General features: G+C 72.7%; 20 protein-coding genes. 6 read left to right on the top strand and 14 right to left on the bottom strand.

The features are described 5' to 3' along the window. Positions 1-60: 60 nt before the first annotated feature. The 6 genes from CLT72_RS27140 to CLT72_RS27115 all read right to left on the bottom strand — a co-directional run bounded on the left by CLT72_RS27140 (position 61) and on the right by CLT72_RS27115 (position 5,391). Positions 61-1,029 carry an NAD(P)/FAD-dependent oxidoreductase gene (locus tag CLT72_RS27140; RefSeq protein WP_101414176.1) on the bottom strand — a complete coding sequence of 323 codons (969 nt, stop codon included), beginning with the start codon at positions 1,027-1,029 and terminating at the stop codon, positions 61-63. A 115-nt stretch (positions 1,030-1,144) separates the two neighbouring features. Continuing rightward, entirely contained in the window at positions 1,145-1,795 is a 651-nt protein-coding gene (locus CLT72_RS27135; protein WP_101414175.1) for a rhomboid family intramembrane serine protease, read from the bottom strand. Between the two features lie 115 nt (positions 1,796-1,910). Continuing rightward, positions 1,911-2,609: an aggregation-promoting factor C-terminal-like domain-containing protein gene (locus CLT72_RS27130; protein WP_101414174.1), complete on the bottom strand. Its 699-nt coding sequence runs from the start codon at positions 2,607-2,609 to the stop codon at positions 1,911-1,913. Positions 2,610-2,883: 274 nt separating this feature from the next. Beyond that, complete coding sequence (gene phoH2 / locus CLT72_RS27125; RefSeq protein ID WP_101414173.1) at positions 2,884-4,299, bottom strand: RNA 5'-3' helicase PhoH2; 1,416 nt, start codon at positions 4,297-4,299, stop codon at positions 2,884-2,886. Between the two features lie 377 nt (positions 4,300-4,676). Beyond that, positions 4,677-5,015: a hypothetical protein gene (locus CLT72_RS27120; protein ID WP_101414172.1), complete on the bottom strand. Its 339-nt coding sequence runs from the start codon at positions 5,013-5,015 to the stop codon at positions 4,677-4,679. Positions 5,016-5,046: 31 nt separating this feature from the next. After that, entirely contained in the window at positions 5,047-5,391 is a 345-nt protein-coding gene (locus CLT72_RS27115) for a hypothetical protein (protein WP_101415412.1), read from the bottom strand. 264 nt (positions 5,392-5,655) lie between these two features. Between CLT72_RS27115 and CLT72_RS27110 the strand changes: the two genes are divergently transcribed. The 3 genes from CLT72_RS27110 to otsB all read left to right on the top strand — a co-directional run bounded on the left by CLT72_RS27110 (position 5,656) and on the right by otsB (position 7,540). Then, a complete protein-coding gene (locus CLT72_RS27110) occupies positions 5,656-6,096 on the top strand; it encodes an XRE family transcriptional regulator (protein ID WP_101414171.1) in 441 nt (146 codons plus the stop codon). 162 nt (positions 6,097-6,258) lie between these two features. Beyond that, the gene (locus tag CLT72_RS27105; protein ID WP_101414170.1) at positions 6,259-6,612 is read left to right on the top strand and encodes a hypothetical protein; all 354 of its coding nucleotides are present in this window, start codon (positions 6,259-6,261) and stop codon (positions 6,610-6,612) included. Positions 6,613-6,715: 103 nt separating this feature from the next. Beyond that, positions 6,716-7,540, top strand: a complete 825-nt coding sequence (otsB, locus tag CLT72_RS27100; RefSeq protein ID WP_089002004.1) for a trehalose-phosphatase — start codon at positions 6,716-6,718, stop codon at positions 7,538-7,540. A gap of 115 nt (positions 7,541-7,655) precedes the next feature. Here the strand turns inward: otsB and CLT72_RS27095 are convergent, their stop codons facing one another. From CLT72_RS27095 to CLT72_RS27080, 4 genes are all read right to left on the bottom strand, one after another. After that, positions 7,656-8,426: an isoprenyl transferase gene (locus CLT72_RS27095; protein ID WP_089002005.1), complete on the bottom strand. Its 771-nt coding sequence runs from the start codon at positions 8,424-8,426 to the stop codon at positions 7,656-7,658. Between the two features lie 31 nt (positions 8,427-8,457). Beyond that, positions 8,458-9,654, bottom strand: a complete 1,197-nt coding sequence (locus tag CLT72_RS27090; RefSeq protein ID WP_101414169.1) for a geranylgeranyl reductase family protein — start codon at positions 9,652-9,654, stop codon at positions 8,458-8,460. A gap of 558 nt (positions 9,655-10,212) precedes the next feature. Next, positions 10,213-11,109 (bottom strand): hypothetical protein, encoded by an 897-nt coding sequence (locus CLT72_RS27085; protein ID WP_101414168.1) that lies wholly within the window; start codon positions 11,107-11,109, stop codon positions 10,213-10,215. A 43-nt stretch (positions 11,110-11,152) separates the two neighbouring features. Then, positions 11,153-12,994, bottom strand: a complete 1,842-nt coding sequence (locus CLT72_RS27080) for a phosphoenolpyruvate carboxykinase (GTP) (protein ID WP_101414167.1) — start codon at positions 12,992-12,994, stop codon at positions 11,153-11,155. Between the two features lie 396 nt (positions 12,995-13,390). Between CLT72_RS27080 and CLT72_RS27075 the strand changes: the two genes are divergently transcribed. After that, complete coding sequence (locus tag CLT72_RS27075; RefSeq protein ID WP_101414166.1) at positions 13,391-13,924, top strand: GtrA family protein; 534 nt, start codon at positions 13,391-13,393, stop codon at positions 13,922-13,924. 64 nt (positions 13,925-13,988) lie between these two features. Continuing rightward, positions 13,989-14,735 (top strand): GtrA family protein, encoded by a 747-nt coding sequence (locus CLT72_RS27070; protein WP_101414165.1) that lies wholly within the window; start codon positions 13,989-13,991, stop codon positions 14,733-14,735. A gap of 25 nt (positions 14,736-14,760) precedes the next feature. Here CLT72_RS27070 and CLT72_RS27065 read toward each other — a convergent pair whose 3' ends face one another. After that, positions 14,761-15,333: a PH domain-containing protein gene (locus tag CLT72_RS27065; protein ID WP_089002009.1), complete on the bottom strand. Its 573-nt coding sequence runs from the start codon at positions 15,331-15,333 to the stop codon at positions 14,761-14,763. Between the two features lie 84 nt (positions 15,334-15,417). After that, a complete protein-coding gene (locus tag CLT72_RS27060; protein ID WP_101414164.1) occupies positions 15,418-16,293 on the bottom strand; it encodes a biotin--[acetyl-CoA-carboxylase] ligase in 876 nt (291 codons plus the stop codon). Between the two features lie 105 nt (positions 16,294-16,398). Here CLT72_RS27060 and CLT72_RS27055 point away from each other — a divergent pair, with 105 nt between their 5' ends. Then, on the top strand, positions 16,399-17,982 hold the full coding sequence (locus tag CLT72_RS27055; RefSeq protein WP_101414163.1) for an acyl-CoA carboxylase subunit beta: 1,584 nt from the start codon (positions 16,399-16,401) through the stop codon (positions 17,980-17,982). 16 nt (positions 17,983-17,998) lie between these two features. Here the strand turns inward: CLT72_RS27055 and CLT72_RS27050 are convergent, their stop codons facing one another. Together CLT72_RS27050 and CLT72_RS27045 are read right to left on the bottom strand one after the other, a co-directional pair. Continuing rightward, the gene (locus CLT72_RS27050; protein WP_101414162.1) at positions 17,999-18,898 is read right to left on the bottom strand and encodes a hypothetical protein; all 900 of its coding nucleotides are present in this window, start codon (positions 18,896-18,898) and stop codon (positions 17,999-18,001) included. Next, positions 18,891-19,391, bottom strand: coding sequence for an RNA polymerase sigma factor (locus CLT72_RS27045; RefSeq protein ID WP_089002013.1), 501 nt, complete (start codon positions 19,389-19,391; stop codon positions 18,891-18,893). Before CLT72_RS27045 ends, CLT72_RS27050 begins: the two co-directional genes overlap by 8 nt. Positions 19,392-19,430: the final 39 nt, after the last annotated feature.

Below are 19,430 nucleotides of genomic sequence, written 5' to 3'. Positions count from 1 at the left end.
CCGGCCGGGCTGCCGGGTCCGCGGCGGCCCGGCGGGAGGCGCACCGCGACCGCCGGTACGTCAGGTGCCGTCGGACGAGTGCCCGGGGAACAGGTGGGCGCTCGGGTCGATGGCCACCGCCGCGTTGTTGACCGCCGTGGCGGCCTCGCCGAAGCCGGTCGCGATCAGCCGCACCTTGCCCGGGTACTCCGTGATGTCGCCCGCCGCGAAGACTCGGGGCAGGTTCGTCGCCATCGCGCTGTCGACCACGATGTGCCGGCGGTCCAGCCGCAGCCCCCACTCGGCCAGCGGGCCGAGGTCGGCGGTGAAGCCGAGGGCGGCCACCACCGTGTCGACGGGCAGCAGCTCCGCCGCGCCGCCGCGTACGGTGATCTCGGCGCCGGTGACCGCGCCGTCGCCGTGCAGCCCGGTCACCTCGGCGTTGACGATCACGCGGACCGGCAGGCCCAGCACCCGGGCGACGGTGGCCGCGTGTGCCCGGAACTTCTCCCGCCGGTGCACCACCGTCACCGAGCGGGCCAGCGGCTGGAGCGTCGACGCCCAGTCGAACGCGGAGTCGCCGCCGCCGACGATCAGCACGTCCCGGCCGGTCAGCTCCGTCGGCCGCGGTACGAAGTAGACGATCCCGGTGCCGGCGAAGTGCTCGGCCACGGGCAGCGGGCGGGGCGTGAAGCTGCCCAGCCCGCCGGTGACGATCACCGCACCGCAGCGCAGCTGCCCGCCGTCGGCGAGGCCGAGCACCGGCCGCCCGTCGGCGTACGAGAGCTTCTCGGCGCGGTTGCCGAGCAGGTAGCAGGGGTCGAAGGGCGCGGCCTGGGCGACGAGGTTGGCCACCAGGTCCCGCCCCTTGACCGCCGGGAAGCCGGCCACGTCGTGGATGAGCTTCTCCGGGTACATGGCGGTGATCTGGCCGCCCGGCTCGGGCAGCGCGTCGACGACCGCGACGGAGAGCCCCCGGAATCCGGCGTAGTACGCCGCGAACAGCCCGGCGGGGCCGGCCCCGATCACCGCGACATCGACCTGGCGCATGGGCGTACCGTCGCTTTCCGCTCACGAATCAACGCGTGCTGATCCCGACGGTAGGGCCGGCGGTGCGCTTCGGGCAAGCATGTCCCGTGCTCGGCTGGTGCCGGCGCGTCGGCGCTCAGGGCATGGTGAGCGTGGACTCCGAGCGGTAGGGGCCGCCCAGGTCCCGGCGGCGCCGGAAGATGATCGCCGCCACGACGCCCCCGAGCAGCCCGAAGAGATGGCCCTGCCAGGAGATCCGCTCGTCGGTGGGGAGGATGCCGACGAGCTGCCAGCCGTAGAGCAGGCCGACCAGCAGGAAGACCGCGAAGTTCCACCAGCTCCGCTCGACGATGCCCCGGGTGAGCAGGATGCCCAGGTAGCCGAAGATGACGCCGCTCGCCCCGACCACGACGGAGGTCGACGAGCCGGTGAACCACACCCCCAGCCCGCTGACCAGGATGATGACGAGCGTCGACCAGAGGAAGCGGCGGGCGCCGGCGGCCAGGACGAAGGTGCCGAGCAGGATCAGCGGGATGCTGTTGCTGTAGAGGTGGTCGAAGCCGTGGTGCAGGAACGGCGAGAAGAAGACCCCGTCGAGCCCGTCGATGCGCTTCGGGACGATGCCGGCGGCGGTGTCGAAGCCGGCCGCGAGCCCCTGGTCGAGGGCCTCGATGAGGAACAGGAACGGCACCACCGCGCACATGGCGACGAAGGCCCGGCCGAGCGCGGCGTAGAACGCCTCGGTGCCGAACCGGTTCGGGTCGCCGCTTGACGGGTGCAGGGTCACCCGTCAAGAGCTATCAGGTGCGGGGCGCAGCCGCCACTTCTGCGGGCGATCCCGTACCCGAGATGACGAGGGCGGGGTGTGTGGACGCCCACACACCCCGCCCTCGGAGGATCGGTCAGTACCAGCCCACGTCCTGCGAGTGCGCCCAGGCCTTGCAGGGCGAACCGTAGCGGCCCTCGATGTAGCCGAGGCCCCACTTGATCTGGGTCGTGGGGTTGGTCTGCCAGTCGTCGGCGACGGAGCCCATCTTGCTGCCGGGCAGCGCCTGCGGGATGCCGTACGCCCCGGACGAGGGGTTGCGGGCCTTGTGGTTCCAGCCGCTCTCCTTGTCCCAGAGCTTGTTGAGGCAGGGGAACTGGTCCATCCCGAAGCCCGCCTTGACCATCAGCGCGCAGCCGACCTCGCGGTTGCCGCTGAACTCGGCGCAGGACGCCGGGATCGGCCCGTCGTACGGCTTGCTCTCGGCGGCCTTCTCGGCCGCGGCCTTGGCGGCTGCCTCGCGCGCCTTCTTGCGCGACGCGGCGGCGGCCTCGGCCTCGCGGGCGCGCTTGGCGGCCTCCTTGGCCGCGGCGGCGGCGCGCAGCTTCGCCTGGTACTCGGCGGCCCGCTGCTTCGCGGACTGCACCTGGTGGCTGGCCTGCCGCTCGTGCTGGTACTCGAACTCGGCCTGCTCGACAGCGGCGCTGACCTGCGCGGTCAGGCCCTGCTGCTGGGTCTGTCGGTCTTCGCCCAGGTAGACACCGCCAGCGACGCCCACGGAGAGCAGCGCGACAGCGGCCGTACGGGCGCCGAACCGGCTCCACAGCCGACTCACGAAGTGGTCCCTTCGTCGGGTTCAAGGACACGGCGCGGGGCGGCACCCCGGGTGGGATGCGTCCGCGTCGCGAGCGCCCCGACCCGGTGTCGGTCGCAGCCGACGTACCCGGTGGATGCTGGCGCGTCCTGTGACGAACGATCACCAACGATCTTCTCGGTACGTGGGCGCTCGTGGGACACCATCGCGCACAGTGGGACTGTTGGGAAACCACGAGCCTCAATTGTGATCTGCACCACAAAGAGAATGCGGACAAACCCCTACATAAGGACCATCATTGCGGGATGTCCTCCAGCAGATCCGTCACCATCGCGGCGATCGGCGAACGCTCCGAACGGCTGAGGGTGACGTGGGCGAAGAGCGGATGGCCCTTGAGCGCCTCGATCACCGCGGTCACCCCGTCGTGCCGCCCGACGCGCAGATTGTCCCGCTGGGCGACGTCGTGGGTGAGCACCACGCGGGAGCCCTGGCCGATGCGGGAGAGCACCGTGAGCAGCACGCCCCGCTCCAGCGACTGCGCCTCGTCCACGATCACGAACGCGTCGTGCAGGCTGCGGCCCCGGATGTGCGTCAGCGGCAGCACCTCCAGCAGACCCCGCGAGGTGACCTCCTCCAGCACGTTCTCGTGCACCACCGCGCCCAGGGTGTCGAAGACCGCCTGCGCCCAGGGCGACATCTTCTCCGACTCCGAACCGGGCAGATAGCCCAGCTCCTGGCCGCCGACGGCGTAGAGCGGGCGGAAGACGACCACCTTCTTGTGGCGGCGGCGTTCCATCACCGCCTCCAGCCCGGCGCACAGCGCCAGCGCCGACTTGCCGGTGCCGGCCCGCCCGCCCAGCGAGACGATGCCGACCGACTCGTCCAGCAGCAGGTCCAGCGCGATCCGCTGCTCAGCCGAGCGGCCGTGCAGCCCGAACGCCTCCCGGTCGCCCCGGACCAGCCGTACGGTCTTGTCGGGCAGCACCCGGCCGAGCGCCGAGCCCCGGCCCGAGTGCAGCACCAGGCCGGTGTGGCACGGCAGCCCGGCGGCGGCGTCCACGTCGAGCGCATCGCCCGCGTAGAGCCGGCCGATCTGCTCCTCCGTCAGCTCCAGTTCGGCCATTCCCGTCCACGTCGGGTCGCTGGCCTGGCCGTGCCGGTACTCGTCCGCCCGCAGGCCCACCGAGGCGGCCTTGACCCGCAGCGGCATGTCCTTGCTGACCAGGGTGACCTCCCGCCCCTCGGCGGCGAGGTTGAGCGCGACGGAGAGGATCCGGGCGTCGTTGGAGTCGGTGCGGAACCCCGGCGGCAGCACGCCGCCGTCGGAGTGGTTGAGCTCCACCCGCAGCGTGCCGCCGGAGTCGTTGGCGGGCACCGGGCGGTCCAGCCGCCCGTGCCGGACCCGCAGCTCGTCCAGCATGCGCAGGGACTGCCGGGCGAACCAGCCCAGCTCCGGGTGGTGCCGCTTGCCCTCCAGCTCGGAGATGACCACGAGGGGCAGGACCACCTCGTGCTCGGCGAAGCGGTGGAAGGCCGCCGGGTCGGACAGGAGCACCGAGGTGTCCAGGACGAACGCCTGGCCTGCTGGTCGGGGCTCCTCGTTGCCGACCGGAGCGGCGGACGCGCTGCGGCGGCTCCGGGTGGCGCGGCGGGTCGTGGCAGTCGCGGCCGGGGTCTGGTCGGTCCCGGCGGGCGTACGGCGAGTCGTCACAGGCCTGCTCCGACGGATGGGCACCCGCCACCCGTGTTCCGCCTCCTCCGGTGCCCGGGGACACGGGGTCGGATGCGGAACCCCGTGCGCGAGGTCGCAGATCCGGGCGGACCGGCTGGCCCGGGAGAACCCCGCGCCATGCCTAGACGCTAGCCGCGTCGGACCCCGTCGGCTAGAGGTCGACGGTGGATCTCCGGGGACCGGCGGGTGAACTCGGCCGGCGGCGGAACCGGCCGGGATGCATGCCCCCTGCGCGCATCCCGGCCGGTGGGACCACCGTCACCGGTCTGACGTGGCCCCGACGGTGCGTGTCCGCCGCGGACGACGCACCGCGCCCGTTCCGGTCGACGGGGCCTCGGGCTCCCCGTCGACCGGGCTCAACCGGTCCGCCGGACCAGGGTGCCGGTCGGGTGCCGCCCGGTGACCGGGGCGACCGGCGCCGAGAACGACGAGCCGGTGTACGTGGTGCCGGGCCGGACCACCGTGCCGGTGACCCGGGCGGTGGTCACGGGCGACGGGCCGGCCAGGGCCGACGCGATGGCGGCCTGGGCGTCGCGGCGACGCCGGTTCCACGCCCCCCGGTCGCCGTCGAAGTAGCCCTGCCGGTAGCCGAACCGGTAGCCGATCCGGTAGCTGAGCTGACCGTGCAGCCGCCCGGCCGCGTAGCTCGTGGCACCGAGCACGAGTACGAGGAAGACGGCGAGGAAGGGGCTCATCCGGCGGCTCCGGTGCGCCGTGGGTCCCGGGTCATCGCTCCTCCGGCTCGGTGTGCGTGGGCTCGGCGACGAGCAGGCGGTCGAGGTCGTCGGTGCTGACCTCCTCGACCAGCTCGACGCTGATCCGGCAGCCGTCCAGGACGACCTCGGCCACCGAGGAGCGACGGATCTCCCCGCCGGCGTCGTACACCCGGACGCTGACCTCGGGGCAGCCGAGGTGGGTACGCCAGGCGTCCCACTCGGTGCGGTCGCCGACGCTGAGCGACAGGTAGCGGCAGCCTCTGGCGAGGTAGAGCCGCCATGGCGCGCTCAGGCCCGTGGCCACCCCCTCCGCGATCAGGCCGAAGGCCTGGGCCCGGGTGGCTAGCTCGGTCACCACGCCCCCCTCGCGCCGGGGGCGTGACACATGTGAGCACCGATCGTCTCATGCACGTGACACACCGTAGATTGTCCCATGGACGTGACAGTATCAGCTTTTCGTCCGTTTACGGCGACCTCTACGGGCATCTATTCTGCCCAGGTGACACCCCTCAGGAGCGGTGCCGGATCGTTTACCGGCACGTCGACGACCACGTCACGTCCGCGTGACAACAGCGTGCCAGGACACGCACCGGTGGCCGGATGGTCGTACCGTCACCAGGTGACCGAGACGGCCAACGCACGGAAGATCGCCTTCGCCACCTTCGTCCGGCGGGCGCTCGACGAGGCCCGGGCCACCCGGGCGTGGAGCGGCACCGAGGTGTCCCGTCGCACCGGCGTCTCCCGGCAGACGATCAACCGCTGGGTCCGGGGCGACTGGGCGAGCGACCCGGAGGCGGAGCGCGTGGTCGCGTTCTGTGAGGGCCTCGGGCTCAGCCCCGCGACCGCCTTCGCGGCGCTGGGCTGGGAACGGACGTCCGCCCCCCGCAGCGCACCGACCCCGCCGCCGATGGACCCGGACGTGGAGGCGCTGCTGCGGCGGCTCGTGGACCCCGACGTCTCCGACGCGGAGAAGTTCCACATCCGGGAAACCATCAGATACCTCGCGTACCGGCCCACCCTCCCGGTCGATGTCCGAAAACGAGGGAAACAGGCCGGCTAGTTCCTCAGATGGCGAAAGAACGGCAGGTCAGACTCATTCGTTTCGCTCCGGGGCCGGAACGGGCGCGCTAGCGTCCGTATTCGTACTGCTTGGGCTCGTCGTCGGCGGGGGGACGGGACAAGGCCGAACCCAGCCCTGCGGGACAGAAGGAGGGGTCTGTCCATGACCCTAAAGTGGATGGCAGTCGTGATCGCCACCGTGTCGCTGACACTGGGCGTGACCGGAAACGTCGTGACCCTGGCGGTCAACGGCGGGCAGCTTCCCCTGCTCGTCAACCTCCTCGCGCTCACCTCCGCCAGCACCGCGGTGATCGTGGCCGTGGTCGCCGAGCTGCACGACCGGCTCGACAACCGGGTCAGCGCCCTGACCGACTTCCTCGTCGGCCGGCTGAAGGAGATCGAGGAGCGCACCGGCGACCGCAACAGCGGATTCGTCGAGGGCTACCTGCTCAGCCACGGCCAGGATGCCGCCGTCGTGCCGTTCGGCCGGCGGGGACGGGGAGCCGCCGAACGCTGACCGTCGGGCCCGCCGCGCACCGACCGCACGCCTGTGGGGCGCCGGCCGGCAGCCACCGCTCGGGCGGGGATTGAGCCGTCCCGCCCGGGGTACGCTGTCGCGCGTGCCGCCGTTGAATCTGGGCAACCAGCAGCCGAGGACCCCGTTGGACGCCGAGCAGGCCTGGCGGACGACCGCCGGTCGGTCGGCCGGGACCGTGCTCTTCTTCGACTTCGACGGCACCCTGGCGCCGGTCGACGACGATCCCACCGCCGTCCGCCCCGCCCCGAAGGTGCTGGCTGCGATCGAAGCGCTCGCCCCGGTGGTCCGGCGCGTCGCGATCGTCTCCGCGCGCCCGGTCGACTTCCTCCGCGACCACCTCGGCGGCCTTTCCGGCGTCGACCTCTACGGCCTCTACGGCCTGGAGCACAGCCACTCCGGCGGCGAGACCGTGACGGAGCCTGCGGCCCTGCCCTGGGTGCCCACCATGGCCGAGCTGAACGACCTGGCCCGGGCCGAGCTGCCCGAGGGCACCCTGGTGGAGTACAAGCGGCTCTCCGTGGCGCTGCACTGGCGCACCGCGCCGCAGCTCGGCGCGGACGTGGAGCGGTGGGGTCGGGCCCAGGCCGAGCGGCTCGGGCTCAAGGTCCAGGCCGGGCGCATGGTGCTGGAGCTCAAGCCGCCGGTCGACCGCGACAAGGGCATGGTGATCGACGAGATCGTCCGGGACGCCGAGGGCGCCTGGTACTTCGGCGACGACGTCTCCGACATCAAGGCGTTCGCCGCGCTGCGGGCCCGGGCCGCCGCCGATCCGCACTTCTTCGGCGTCTGCGTCGCCGTCGCCAACCCGGAGACGGGTCACGAGGTCGCGGAGGCCGCCGACCTGACCCTGGACAGCCCCGCCGCCCTCGGCGACTTCCTCACCGACGCCACCCGGCACCTCACCTGACGCGCCCGCGCCGGCCGGGGGTGACACGCGCGCGGGCCCGCCCCGGCGACGCGCGCTGCGGGGCCGACCGGGCGAGGGCGCTGCGGGGCCGACCGGCGACGGCGCTGCGGGGCGGTCAGGCGCCGTAGCGGCGTTGGCGGTTGGCGTAGGAGCGCAGGGCGCGCAGGAAGTCGATGTGCCGGAAGTCGGGCCAGTTCAACTCGCAGAAGTAGAACTCCGAGTGCGCCGACTGCCACAGCATGAAGCCGGAGAGGCGCTGCTCGCCGCTGGTCCGGATGACCAGGTCGGGGTCGGGCTGCCCCCGGGTGTAGAGGTGCTCGGCGATGTGCTCGACGTCCAGCACCTCGGCCAGTTCCTCGATGGTGCCGCCGGTGGCGGCGTACTCCAGCAGCAGCGAGCGCACCGCGTCGGTGATCTCCCGTCGGCCGCCGTAGCCCACCGCGATGTTGACCTCGGCCCCGCCGCTGCGGTCCCGCGTGCGTTCCTCGGCGGCCTTCAGCGCGGCGGCGGTGGAGGCGGGCAGCAGGTCGAGCGCGCCGACCATCCGCAGCCGCCAGGGGTTGCCCTCCTCGGCCAACTCGACCACCAGGTCCTCGATGATCTGGAGCAGCGGGTCGAGTTCCTTGGCCGGTCGGCGCAGGTTGTCGGTGGCGAGGAGATAGAGCGTCACGTGCCCGATGCCGGCCTGGTTGCACCAGCCCAGCATGTGCTTGATCTTGACGGCGCCCATGCGGTGCCCGTCGTTCGGGTCGACGTAGCCCATCTCCCGGGCCCAACGACGGTTGCCGTCGCACATCACGCCGACGTGCCGGGGCACCGGCTTGCCCGCGAGCTTCGCCGTCAGGCGACGCTCGTACACCGAGTAGATCAGGTCCCGCAGAGTCATCACCTTGCAGCGTAGCGACCCACGCCCCGGATCACCGCCTCGGAATGCGCTCCCGCGCCGACAGACCGATGCCGATCATGCCGAGGGTCCGGGCGTCGAGCCGCCCGTCGCCCAGCCCCAACTCGACCACCGTCCGGTAGACCCGGTCGTCCCGGCGGGCCGCGCGGACCGCCGCGTCGACCACCTGCCGGCGCCGGGCCAGCCACGCCGCGACCGAGCTGTGCCGCAGGTGGGTGCCGAGGCGACGGCGCAGCGTCGCCGCGTACCGCCGGGCGGCCTGCTCGGGCGAGCCGGCGGCAGCCGCCCCGGCGAGCGCCCCGGAGAGCAGCGCGTAGAAGATGCCCTCCCCGGTGAACGGGTTGATCAGGGAGAGCGCGTCGCCGGCGAGCACCAGCCGCCCCTGCCCCGGGGCGGGGCGGTGCGTCGACAGCGGCAGGTGGTGGGCGCGCAGGTCGGTGACCGTGGCCGGGTCCGTGCCGGGCAGCAGCGTGCCGAGCCGGTCGACCAGGTGCGCCCGGCTCAGCGGCTCGCCCCGCAGCACCTCCCCGTACCCGACGTTCGCCCGACCGTTCCCGATCGGGAACGACCAGGCGTACGCCGGCCAGCGCGGCGCCGAGGTGACGATGAGCTGTTCGGGCGGGCCGGTCGGCGCTGGCGCGTACCCCCGGATGGCGAGCGCCAGGTGCCGGTCGGGATTCGGCCGGTGGCCCAGCGCCCGCCGGAGGACGGACCCCGCGCCGTCCGCGCCGACCACCGCCCGCGCCGCCAGCCCGCCGTCGAGCACCACCCGGTCGTCCCGGACCTCGACGTGCCGCACCGCGTGCCGGCGCAGCCGCGCGCCGGCCGCGACCGCCGCCGCCACCAGCCGGGCGTCGAAGACCTTCCGGGGCACGGTGTACGCGGGCCGTGGCAGCGCCCGCGCCACGGTGCCGCCACCCGGGCCGACCAGCCGGAGCGCCGGCAGGGGCGCGTACCCGGCCACCGCGTCGGTCACCCCCAGCTCGTCCAGTACGTCCAGCGCGTGCGCGGCGATGCCGTCCCCGCACGCCTTGTCCCGGGGAAAGTCGCTCCGGTCCAGCAGCAGTACGCTCGCCCCCGCCCGCCGGGCCGCCAGCGCCGCGGCCGACCCCGCCGGACCGGCCCCGACCACCACCACGTCGAACTCGTCGCCCACGGACTCGTCGCCCACCGCGTCGCCTCCCACCGCCGGTCCGGCTCCTACGGTCATCCTGCCGCCGCAGACCCGCGCAGCGCCGAAACCCGCCCGGCACGTCGGCGCGGCCGTCCAGGCGCCACCCGCACCAGTGCTGCGGACCGCGCCGACGCGGCAGGCACCCACACAGGCGGCCCGGACCCGCACCGGCGGCCCGCATCCGCCTCAGCAGCCCGCACCCGAATCGGCGGCCCGCACCCGCCTGAGCAGCCCGCACCCGAATCGGCGGCCCGCACCCGCCTGAGCAGCCCGGACCCGCGTCAGCAGCGCGTAAGCCCCGTGGGTGCCGCATTCGGTCACCCGGCAGGAGCCGCTCTTCCCGGACGCGGCGACGCGGACATCCATGTGCGCGGACGCTGTCGAGCTGCCCGCACGGACGGGGCGGACCGGAGCGGGGCCGGGCGGGAAGGGGGCGCGGCCGGGCGGGAACGGGGCAGGGCGAGGACGGGGCGGGAGCCGGCGGTTCGCAGGTGGTCCCATGGACGGGGCAGCTCGACAGTGCACGCGGGGGACACCGTCTCCGGCTGGTGGGGACGGCCTACTGGTCTCCTGGTTGGGCCCTACGGCGCCCGGTCACCCCGCGCTGCTTCGAGGGTGACCGGCGACGCCCTGGGCCGGCCGGGCGGCCCGTTCGGCGCGGGTGGCGCGCCAGAGGCCGTAGAACGTCAGCGCGGCGGCGGCCACCAGCGGGCCGCCGTCGCGGACCAGCCCGTCCGGGCCAAGCAGCCACCAGCACAGCGGCAGGTCGACGGCGAGCACGATCGCGGTGACGGCCACCAGCAGCGTGCGCGCCCAGCCCTTGCCGCGCATGAGGAAGGCGGTGCAGAAGAGCACCGCGTAGCTGGTCACGATTCCGGCGGCGAACCAGAACAGCACGGCGGGCACGGCGGTCAGCCGGTCGTCCAGCACCGCGCCGCCGGCGACCAGGGCCGGGACCAGCATGAGCGGGCTGTACGTGAACGCCGCGACCCGGCTGGTGAGCAGCCAACCGCTGACCTCCGGCCGGCGGGGCGGGGTCTCCCGCCAGGAGATGCCCTCGCGGTCGATGACCAGCCGGGGCCGGTGGCGGACCAGGTGCCCGGACACGGCTGGCGAGCGGTAGAGCAGCCAGACCACGGCGGCGCAGAGCACGGTGAGCAGGGCGAAGCCGAGCAACCCCGGCAGCGGCGGCACGCCCTGGCGGGGCACGATCAGCCGGCCCACCGCGAAGACCGTGGTCACCGCCAGGATCAGCCCGAACGGCCGGGCCACCCGCCGGCCCCGACGGACGTGCCCGATCAGCAGCAGGAAGCCGAGCGAGCGCAGCATCGCCCAGCCCGTCCGTACCGCCAGCCCGAAGCCCTGCTCCGGGGCGTACCACCAGTTGAGCAACTCGACCACGACGGTGGCCGCCGCGGTCAGCGCGAGCAGCGTGGTCAGCGCCCGGACGGCGGACGGCCGCCGGACCTCGGTCGCGGCGGCCGTCCTCATGGGAACCGATGATGCCCGCTCGGGGCGTCGGTCACACCTGTCGTCAGCGCTGCGGCGCCGCGTCGAGCCGGGCGCGCAGCGCGTCCAGCTCGGCCCAGAGCACGCCGGGCAGCTTGTCGCCGAACTTCTCGAACCACTCGGTGACCATCGGGAGTTCCTTGCGCCACTCCTCCGCGTCGACCTTCAGCGCGATCCGGACGTCCTCCGGGGTCATGTCCAGGCCCTCGACGTCGAGCGCGTCCTGGGCCGGGACCATGCCGATCGGGGTCTCCACCGCGTCGGCGCGCCCCTCGATCCGCTCGATGATCCACTTGAGGACGCGGGAGTTCTCGCCGAAGCCGGGCCAGAGGAAGTTGCCCTCCGGGTCCTTGCGGAACCAGTTGACGTAGTAGATCTTCGGCAGCTTGGACTCGTCGCCGTCGGTGCCCTTGCCCATCTCGATCCAGTGCCGGAAGTAGTCGCCGGCGTGGTAGCCGATGAACGGCAGCATGGCCATCGGATCGCGGCGGACGACGCCGACCGCGCCGGAGGCGGCGGCGGTGGTCTCCGAGGAGAGCGTCGCGCCCATGTAGACGCCGTGCACCCAGTCGCGGGCCTCGGTCACCAGCGGGATGGTGTCCCGGCGGCGACCGCCGAAGAGGATCGCGTCGATCGGCACGCCGTTCGGGTCGTAGTAGTCCTCGGCGAGGATCGGGCACTGCGTGATCGGGGTGCAGAACCGGCTGTTCGCGTGCGAGGAGAGGCTGTCGCTCTCCGGCGTCCAGTCGTTGCCCTTCCAGTCGACCAGGTGCGCCGGCGGCTCGCCCATGCCCTCCCACCAGATGTCCCCGTCGTCGGTCAGGGCCACGTTGGTGAAGATCGAGTTGCCGCGGTCGAGCGTCCGCATCGCGTTGGCGTTGGTCTTCCAGTCGGTGCCGGGCGCGACGCCGAAGAGGCCGTACTCGGGGTTGACCGCGTAGAGGCGGCCGTCGGGGCCGAAGCGCATCCAGGCGATGTCGTCGCCGATGGTCTCGACCTTCCAGCCCGGGACGGTCGGCTCCAGCATCGCCAGGTTGGTCTTGCCGCAGGCCGACGGGAAGGCCCCGGCGACGTGGTAGACCTTGCCCTCCGGCGAGGTGATCTTGAGGATCAGCATGTGCTCGGCGAGCCAGCCCTCGTCACGGCCCATCACGCTGGCGATCCGCAGCGAGTAGCACTTCTTGCCCAGCAGCGAGTTGCCGCCGTAGCCGGAGCCGAAGGACCAGATCTCCCGGGTCTCCGGGAAGTGCGAGATGTACTTCGTCTCGTTGCACGGCCACGCCACGTCCTGCTGGCCGGGGGCGAGCGGCGCGCCGATGGAGTGCAGCGCGTGGACGAAGTCCGCGTCGTCGCCCATGGCCTCCAGGACCGTGGCGCCCATCCGGGTCATGATGCGCATGGAGGCGACCACGTACGGGCTGTCGGTGATCTCGACGCCGAACATGGGGCTCTCGGCCTCGACCGGGCCCATGCAGAACGGGATGACGTACATGGTGCGCCCGCGCATGCAACCGCGGTACAGCTCCGTCATCGTCCGCTTCATCTCGGCCGGCGCCATCCAGTTGTTGGTGGGGCCGGCGTCCGCCTCGTCGACGGAGCAGATGAAGGTGCGCTCCTCGACCCGGGCGACGTCCGTCGGGTCGGTGCGCGCGTAGAACGAGTTGGGCTTCTTCTCGGGGTTGAGTCGGATCAGGGTGCCGGCCTCGACCAGCTCGTCGGTGAGGCGACGCCATTCCTCGTCGGACCCGTCCACCCAGACGACACGGTCGGGGGTGGTCAGTTCAGCGACCTCACGGACCCAGGCGAGCAGTTTGGGGTGGGACGTCGGGGCCTGATCGATACCCCGAACGGTAGCCGGAGCAACCATGACACATCTCCTTGGTGGTCGACGCTGACCGATCTATGGGATGCACGAGTCTTGACGGCGCATATGCGTCGCCTTCGTGGAAACCTGGGATTGGCCTCAGCGTAAACCGGGTGAGGTCACCAGTCAGTGGGACTGGTTGTGAAGAACTGCACAAGCTGCGGTCACGCTGCGGCATCACGAGCTAATACCCGCTTTCACGCGCAGTTTCACGCAAATGCTCTGGTGAAACCTCACACGCCCGCCGGCGGCGTCCCGTCGACGGAACCCACCGAACCGCCCCGCCGCGCCGTCGATCTCGTTACGCTCTGTCCACAGGCGCACACCCGGACAGGTGGTCCGTCGTTGCTACCCGTGCGGGATGCCGCCAGCCGGTAGGCTCGCGTCGTGGCCGCGACGATGACCGGGGAGCCCGGCTCCCGGCAGACCCGCACGGGTCTGGTCCACTCGCTGGTGGACCGTTTCGGCCATCTGGTCCGCGAGCTGAGCAAGTTCGCCACCGTGGGCGGGGTCGCCTTCCTGATCGACTTCGCGCTCTTCAACTACCTGACGAGCGTGCGGGGCGTCGAGCAGGTCACCGCGAAGACCATCTCGACGGTGATCGCGGCGACCGTCGCCTTCGTCGGCAACCGGTTCTGGACGTGGCGGCACCGCAAGCGCTCCAACCCGGCCCGCGAGTACGCGCTGTTCTTCTTCTTCAACGGCGTCGGCCTGGGGATCGCCGTGGCCTGCCTCGCGATCAGCCGCTACGGCCTGGGCAGCATCTGGCCGGCGGTGTTCCAGACCCCGCTGGCCGACAACATCGCCAGCTTCATCGTCGGGACCGGCCTCGGGACGCTGTTCCGGTTCTGGTCCTACCGACGGTTCGTCTTCGTCGAAGCGGGAACTCCCAGCGTTCCGGAAGAGAAGGACGACCGAGACCACCGGGCGTGACCTGCCGCCCACCCCGTCCCGGCCGGAGCCTGCCGGCCCCGCCCACTGCCCTAAGGTGTTCCGCATGCGTCTTGTCCGTCTGCTGCCTGAGCGCTGGCAGAAGTTCATCCACGAGGCGCTCAAGTTCGGAATCGTCGGCGGCGTCAACACCGTCATCAATTACGCCGTGTTCAACGCGCTCGCACTGACCGTTTTCGTCGACGGTCAGCTGAAGGCGACGGTCATCGCGACCGTGGTGGCGACCATCACGTCGTATCTGATGAATCGTCACTGGACGTACAGGGATCGCCCGAAAGCGGCCATGCGGCGCGAGTACGTCCTCTTTTTCCTTTTCAACGGGGCCGGCCTGCTCATCGAGCTGGGCGTCCTGGCCGCCGCCAAGTACGGACTGGGCCTGACCAGCCTGCTCGCCCTCAACGTGGCGAAGACCGGCGGCGTGCTGTTGGCGACGCTGTTCCGCTTCTGGTCCTACCGGACGTTCGTCTTCCAACCGGCACCCGCCCACGCGGCAGACACGTGGCACAGCATCCCGCGCGACGAGTGGGACACGATGGCCGAGATGGACCCGGTGGCCGAGCTGGCCGAGTCGATCTCCGAGCTGGAGGAGTCCGAGCCGCCACCGGGTGCCGGGCGGCGCGTCCCACGCGTCGCGCCCGGCCCGGGCCCCGCGCCGGCGGCGGGCCCGGCGGCCCCGGTCCAGGGGCGCCCCGCCCCGCTCGACGCCGGCCTCGGCAGCTCGCTGGACCGGGAACTGGAAGCGGAGCTGGCCGCCGAGCTCCAGGCGAGCACCCGCCGCCCGCCGCGCCGCTGACCCGCGCCGGGGCCCGCCGCCGGTCTCAGGCGGTGGGGTCGCGCAGGGGCTTGCCGTCGTGCAGGTCCGCCAGGATGTCGCGCATCTCGGAGTCGCCCAGGGAGTGCTTGTCGTGGTGGGCCTCCACCAGCTCGTAGAGCTTGGTCTGGACCTGACCGACCTTCGGCACGTCGTGCAGGACCGACTGGCCGCGCTCGCCGGCGGACTCGATGGTCAGCGTCCCGCAGCCGAGCAGGCGCTCCACGAACCGCTGGTTCATGGCGTGGTCGTTGATCCGGGTCAGCGGGATGTCCCGCCGGTCCCGGGAGAGCACGCCCTGCTGGAGCAGCACCCGCTCGTCTGTGAAGAGGTAGTGGGTGGTCCGCCAGACCAGGAACGGCCACAGCGCCAGCCACAGCACCGCCAGCAGGGCCAGGCCACCGATGACGGCGAGCGCGATCGAGCCGCCCCCGCCGGACGGCAGCAGGACCACACCGGCCACCACCGCCGCGATGGCGAGCACGAGCACCGCGACCGGCCGGACCAGCGCCTTCCAGTGCGGGTGCAGGTGCAGTACGACATGCTCGTCCTCGGTGAGCACGTCATCGGGGAACGCCACGGGAACCTCCTCGCAGAAACGGACGCGCTGACCGTAACCGCTCCCCTGTCGCCGGGGGATCAGCCGCGCGGCGGTCTGCGGGATTCAGCGCAGGTGCAGCACGTCGCCGGCCGCGAGGGCGCGGGTGCCGGCGGAGGTGGCGACCAGCAGCTGGCCGTCGGCGTCCACGCCGGTCGCGGTGCCGGTCACCTCCCCGCCGCCGGGCAGCAGCACGCGTACCTGCCGGTCGACCGTCGCGCAGGCGGCCAGGTAGGCGTCGCGCAGGCCGCAGGCGACCGCGTCGCCGCCCGCCGCGCGCCACTCGGCGTACCAGTCGGCGATCCCGCGCAGCAGCGCCCGCAGCAGCGGGTCCCGGTCGGTGGCCGCCGCGCCGGCCAGTTGCAGGGAGGTCGCCGGCAGCCCCGTCGGGTTCTCCGGCAGCTCGTCCGCGCGCAGCGTGACGTTGAGGCCGACACCGAGCACGATCGCGGGCGGCCGGGCCGGCGAGGCCCCCGGCACCGCCTCGGCGAGGATGCCGGCGCACTTCGCGTCGCCGACGAGCAGGTCGTTCGGCCACTTCAGGCCCGCGTCCAGCTCGGCCAGCCGGGTGACCGCCTCGATGAGGGCCACGCCGGCGAGCAGCGGCAGCCAGCCGTACCCCGTCTGGGGTGCCGCCGGCCAGTCGCGGTCGGCGACGGCCTCACCGGGACGGAGCAGCACGCTGGTGGCGATGCCGGCCCGGGCGGGCGACTGCCAGACCCGACCGCGCCGGCCGCGCCCGGCCGTCTGCCGCTCGGCGACCACCACCAGACCCTCCGGCTCGCCGGCCCGGGCCGCCTCGGCGACGTCCGCGTTGGTGGAGCCGGTCTCGACGCGCAGCTCCAGCCGGGCCCAGGGTCCGTGCGGGGCGACCAGCGCCCGCCGCAGCCGCGCCGCCGACAGCGGCGGGCGGTCCAGATCGGTGTACGGCGAGCCCGGCATCCCGTCAGCCTACGGCCGCCCCCGTCCGGCCGGCCGGGGGCGTCGCGGCCCGGCTGAGGCGAACTGCACAGCGGCGGCGGCCTGAACCATCGTTATATTCCCAGGGTGACTACCGAGACCGGGATCAACATCCACAGCACCGCGGGCAAGCTGGCCGACCTGGAGCGGCGGGTCGACGAGGCGGTGCACGCCGGGTCGGCGCGTGCGGTCGAGAAGCAGCACGCGAGGGGCAAGAAGACCGCCCGCGAGCGCATCGAGATGCTCCTCGACGAGGGTTCCTTCGTCGAGCTGGACGAGCTGGCCCGGCACCGGTCCACCAACTTCGGGCTGGCGAAGACCCGCCCGTACGGCGACGGCGTCATCACCGGCTACGGCACCGTCGACGGCCGGCAGGTCTGCGTCTTCGCCCAGGACTTCACCGTCTTCGGCGGCTCCCTCGGCGAGGTCTTCGGCGAGAAGATCGTCAAGGTGATGGACCTGGCCATGAAGATCGGCTGCCCGGTCGTCGGCATCAACGACTCCGGGGGCGCGCGCATCCAGGAGGGCGTCGCCTCGCTCGGCCTCTACGGCGAGATCTTCTTCCGCAACGTACGGGCCAGCGGCGTCATCCCGCAGATCTCCCTGATCATGGGCCCGTGCGCGGGCGGCGCCGTCTACTCCCCGGCGGTCACCGACTTCACCGTCATGGTCGACCAGACCTCCCACATGTTCATCACCGGCCCGGACGTCATCAAGACGGTCACCGGCGAGGACGTCGGCATGGAGGAGCTGGGCGGCGCCCGTACGCACAACTCGCGCAGCGGCAACGCGCACTACCTCGCCACGGACGAGCAGGACGCGATCGACTACGTCAAGGCGCTGCTGTCGTACCTGCCGTCGAACAACCTGGACGAGCCGGTGGTCTTCGACGCCCCCGCCGACCCCGACGTGACCGACGCCGACCGGGAACTGGACACGCTGATCCCCGACTCGGCGAACCAGCCGTACGACATGCACCGGGTCATCGAGCACGTCCTCGACGACGGCGAGTTCCTGGAGGTCCAGCCGCTCTACGCGCAGAACATGGTCGTCGGCTACGGCCGCGTCGAGGGCCGGCCGGTGGGCGTGGTCGCGAACCAGCCGATGCACTTCGCCGGCACCCTGGACATCGCCGCCTCGGAGAAGGCCGCCCGGTTCGTACGCACCTGCGACGCGTTCAACATCCCGGTGCTGACCTTCGTGGACGTCCCCGGCTTCCTGCCGGGCACCGGGCAGGAGTGGGACGGCATCATCCGCCGGGGCGCGAAGCTCATCTACGCGTACGCCGAGGCCACCGTTCCGAAGGTCACCGTGATCACCCGCAAGGCGTACGGCGGGGCGTACGACGTGATGGGCTCCAAGCACCTCGGCGCGGACCTGAACTTCGCGTGGCCGACCGCGCAGATCGCGGTGATGGGCGCGCAGGGTGCGGTGAACATCCTCTACCGCTCGGAGCTGGCCGCCGCCGAGGACCCGGCAGCCGTGCGGGCGGAGAAGATCGCCGAGTACGAGGACACGCTCGCCAACCCGTACATCGCGGCGGAGCGCGGTTACGTGGACAGCGTCATCCCGCCGCACGAGACGCGCACCCAGATCGTCCGCGCGCTGCGGATGCTGCGTACCAAGCGCGAGACCCTGCCCCCGAAGAAGCACGGCAACATCCCGCTCTGACCCCGGCCGCGCCGGCTCAGCAGCCCGGGTTCGCCCACGGGCACAGCCGGCGTGCCGCCGTCTCGCCCAGCGTCGTGAGGTCGGCGTAACCCAGGCCCTGCGGCCGGGCGCCGTCGACCGTGTCCCGCAGGACGTCGCCCTTCAGGGCGATCACGGTCACCAGGTCGCCGACCCGCACCAGCAGGGTGACCTCGACCGACGTGGCCGCGGCCAGCACCTTGCCGCTGCGCGGGTCACGAGGGGCCAGTGACGCGTGGCTCAGCAGCACGGACTGGTCTCCGGCGAAGCCGCTGACCGGTGTCTCCCACCGGTGCGTGGCGACCGTGGCCACCTGTCGGCCGCCCAGGAACGCGGACCCGGCGAGCTGCCACTCGGCGCAGGGGTTGAGCAGCAGCCCGACCATGCCGAAGACCAACCGTCCCTGGCCCGGGTCGAGCCGGTAGACGTCCTGGGTGAGCGCCGGGCCGCGCGCCGTGGCGTCCTCCTTGAGCCGAAGCAGGGTCTGGGAGCGCGAGTAGCGGGAGGTGGGCGCCGCCGACGGCACGCCCCGTTCCCGGCCGCAGGCCTCCAGCACGGGGTCGATCCGCACCGGTTCCGCCAGTCCCGACTCGCCGAGCAGCGCGCCGGTCTTCAGCGGCACGTCCACCGGCCTGAGCAGAGCCTCCTGCGGGATCTCCGCCGGCGTGACGGCGACCGGCGACCCGGCGGTGACGGCGGCCGGGGGGGCCGGCGGCACCGGGCGCCCGTTCACCGCGTACGCGGAGCCTGACGCCACGACGAGCACCGCGACGGCCGCCAGCACCGACGTACGCCTGCTGCGCCTGCGCGCCCGGGCGCGGATCTCCGCCGGCTCCGGCCAGCGGACGTCACGCAGGTCACGGTGCAGTTGTTCGACGAACCTCGGCTCGTCACGCATCGGCGGCCTCCTCCAGGTCAGAGACGGCGAGCAGCCCGGCGAGCGCGGCACGCCCCCGGGAGAGTCGGGCCTTCACGGTGCCCACCGGGGCGGCCGTCTGCCGGGCCACCTCGGCGACGGGCATGCCCATCAGGTAGTAGAGCGCGATGGCGGTGCGCTGTTCCTCGGGGAGCCGCCGCAGTGCGGTGACCACCTCCACTGTGGCGGTGTCCGGGCCGGGCACGCTCTCGTTGGCGCCGTGCCGCAGGTAGGCGCGGGCCCGGCTGCGCAGGCTGCGCCACCGGCTGACCGCGATTCGGCTCGCCACGACCCGCACCCACGCCTCCGGCTCCTCGTACCCGCTCACCGTCGACCAGCGCTGCCAGGCCCGGATGTACGCCTCCTGCACGGCGTCCTGCGCCTCGGCGAGGTCGCCGGTGAGCGCGTAGACGAAGCCGAGCAGCCGTTGCCGGCTGCCCCGGTAGAACTCGTCGAACCCGTCGACGTCCGGCACCTGCTACCTCCCCGTGACGGTCGCAGGGGACACGCGCCC

The organism is Micromonospora sp. CNZ309 (assembly GCF_002846525.1).
Note: the sequence above shows the minus strand (reverse complement) of the source record. Positions and strands in the feature narration are given on the sequence as shown.

Coding starts and splice junctions, on each gene's coding strand:
- CLT72_RS27090 (WP_101414169.1), bottom strand. CDS start 9,654: ATGACCGTAGGAGCCGGACCGGCGGTGGGAGGCGACGCGGTGGGCGAC.
- CLT72_RS27105 (WP_101414170.1), top strand. CDS start 6,259: ATGACCCTAAAGTGGATGGCAGTCGTGATCGCCACCGTGTCGCTGACA.
- CLT72_RS27085 (WP_101414168.1), bottom strand. CDS start 11,109: ATGAGGACGGCCGCCGCGACCGAGGTCCGGCGGCCGTCCGCCGTCCGG.
- CLT72_RS27075 (WP_101414166.1), top strand. CDS start 13,391: ATGACCGGGGAGCCCGGCTCCCGGCAGACCCGCACGGGTCTGGTCCAC.
- CLT72_RS27050 (WP_101414162.1), bottom strand. CDS start 18,898: ATGCGTGACGAGCCGAGGTTCGTCGAACAACTGCACCGTGACCTGCGT.
- CLT72_RS27080 (WP_101414167.1), bottom strand. CDS start 12,994: ATGGTTGCTCCGGCTACCGTTCGGGGTATCGATCAGGCCCCGACGTCC.
- CLT72_RS27070 (WP_101414165.1), top strand. CDS start 13,989: ATGCGTCTTGTCCGTCTGCTGCCTGAGCGCTGGCAGAAGTTCATCCAC.
- CLT72_RS27095 (WP_089002005.1), bottom strand. CDS start 8,426: ATGACTCTGCGGGACCTGATCTACTCGGTGTACGAGCGTCGCCTGACG.
- CLT72_RS27140 (WP_101414176.1), bottom strand. CDS start 1,029: ATGCGCCAGGTCGATGTCGCGGTGATCGGGGCCGGCCCCGCCGGGCTG.
- CLT72_RS27060 (WP_101414164.1), bottom strand. CDS start 16,293: ATGCCGGGCTCGCCGTACACCGATCTGGACCGCCCGCCGCTGTCGGCG.
- CLT72_RS27120 (WP_101414172.1), bottom strand. CDS start 5,015: ATGAGCCCCTTCCTCGCCGTCTTCCTCGTACTCGTGCTCGGTGCCACG.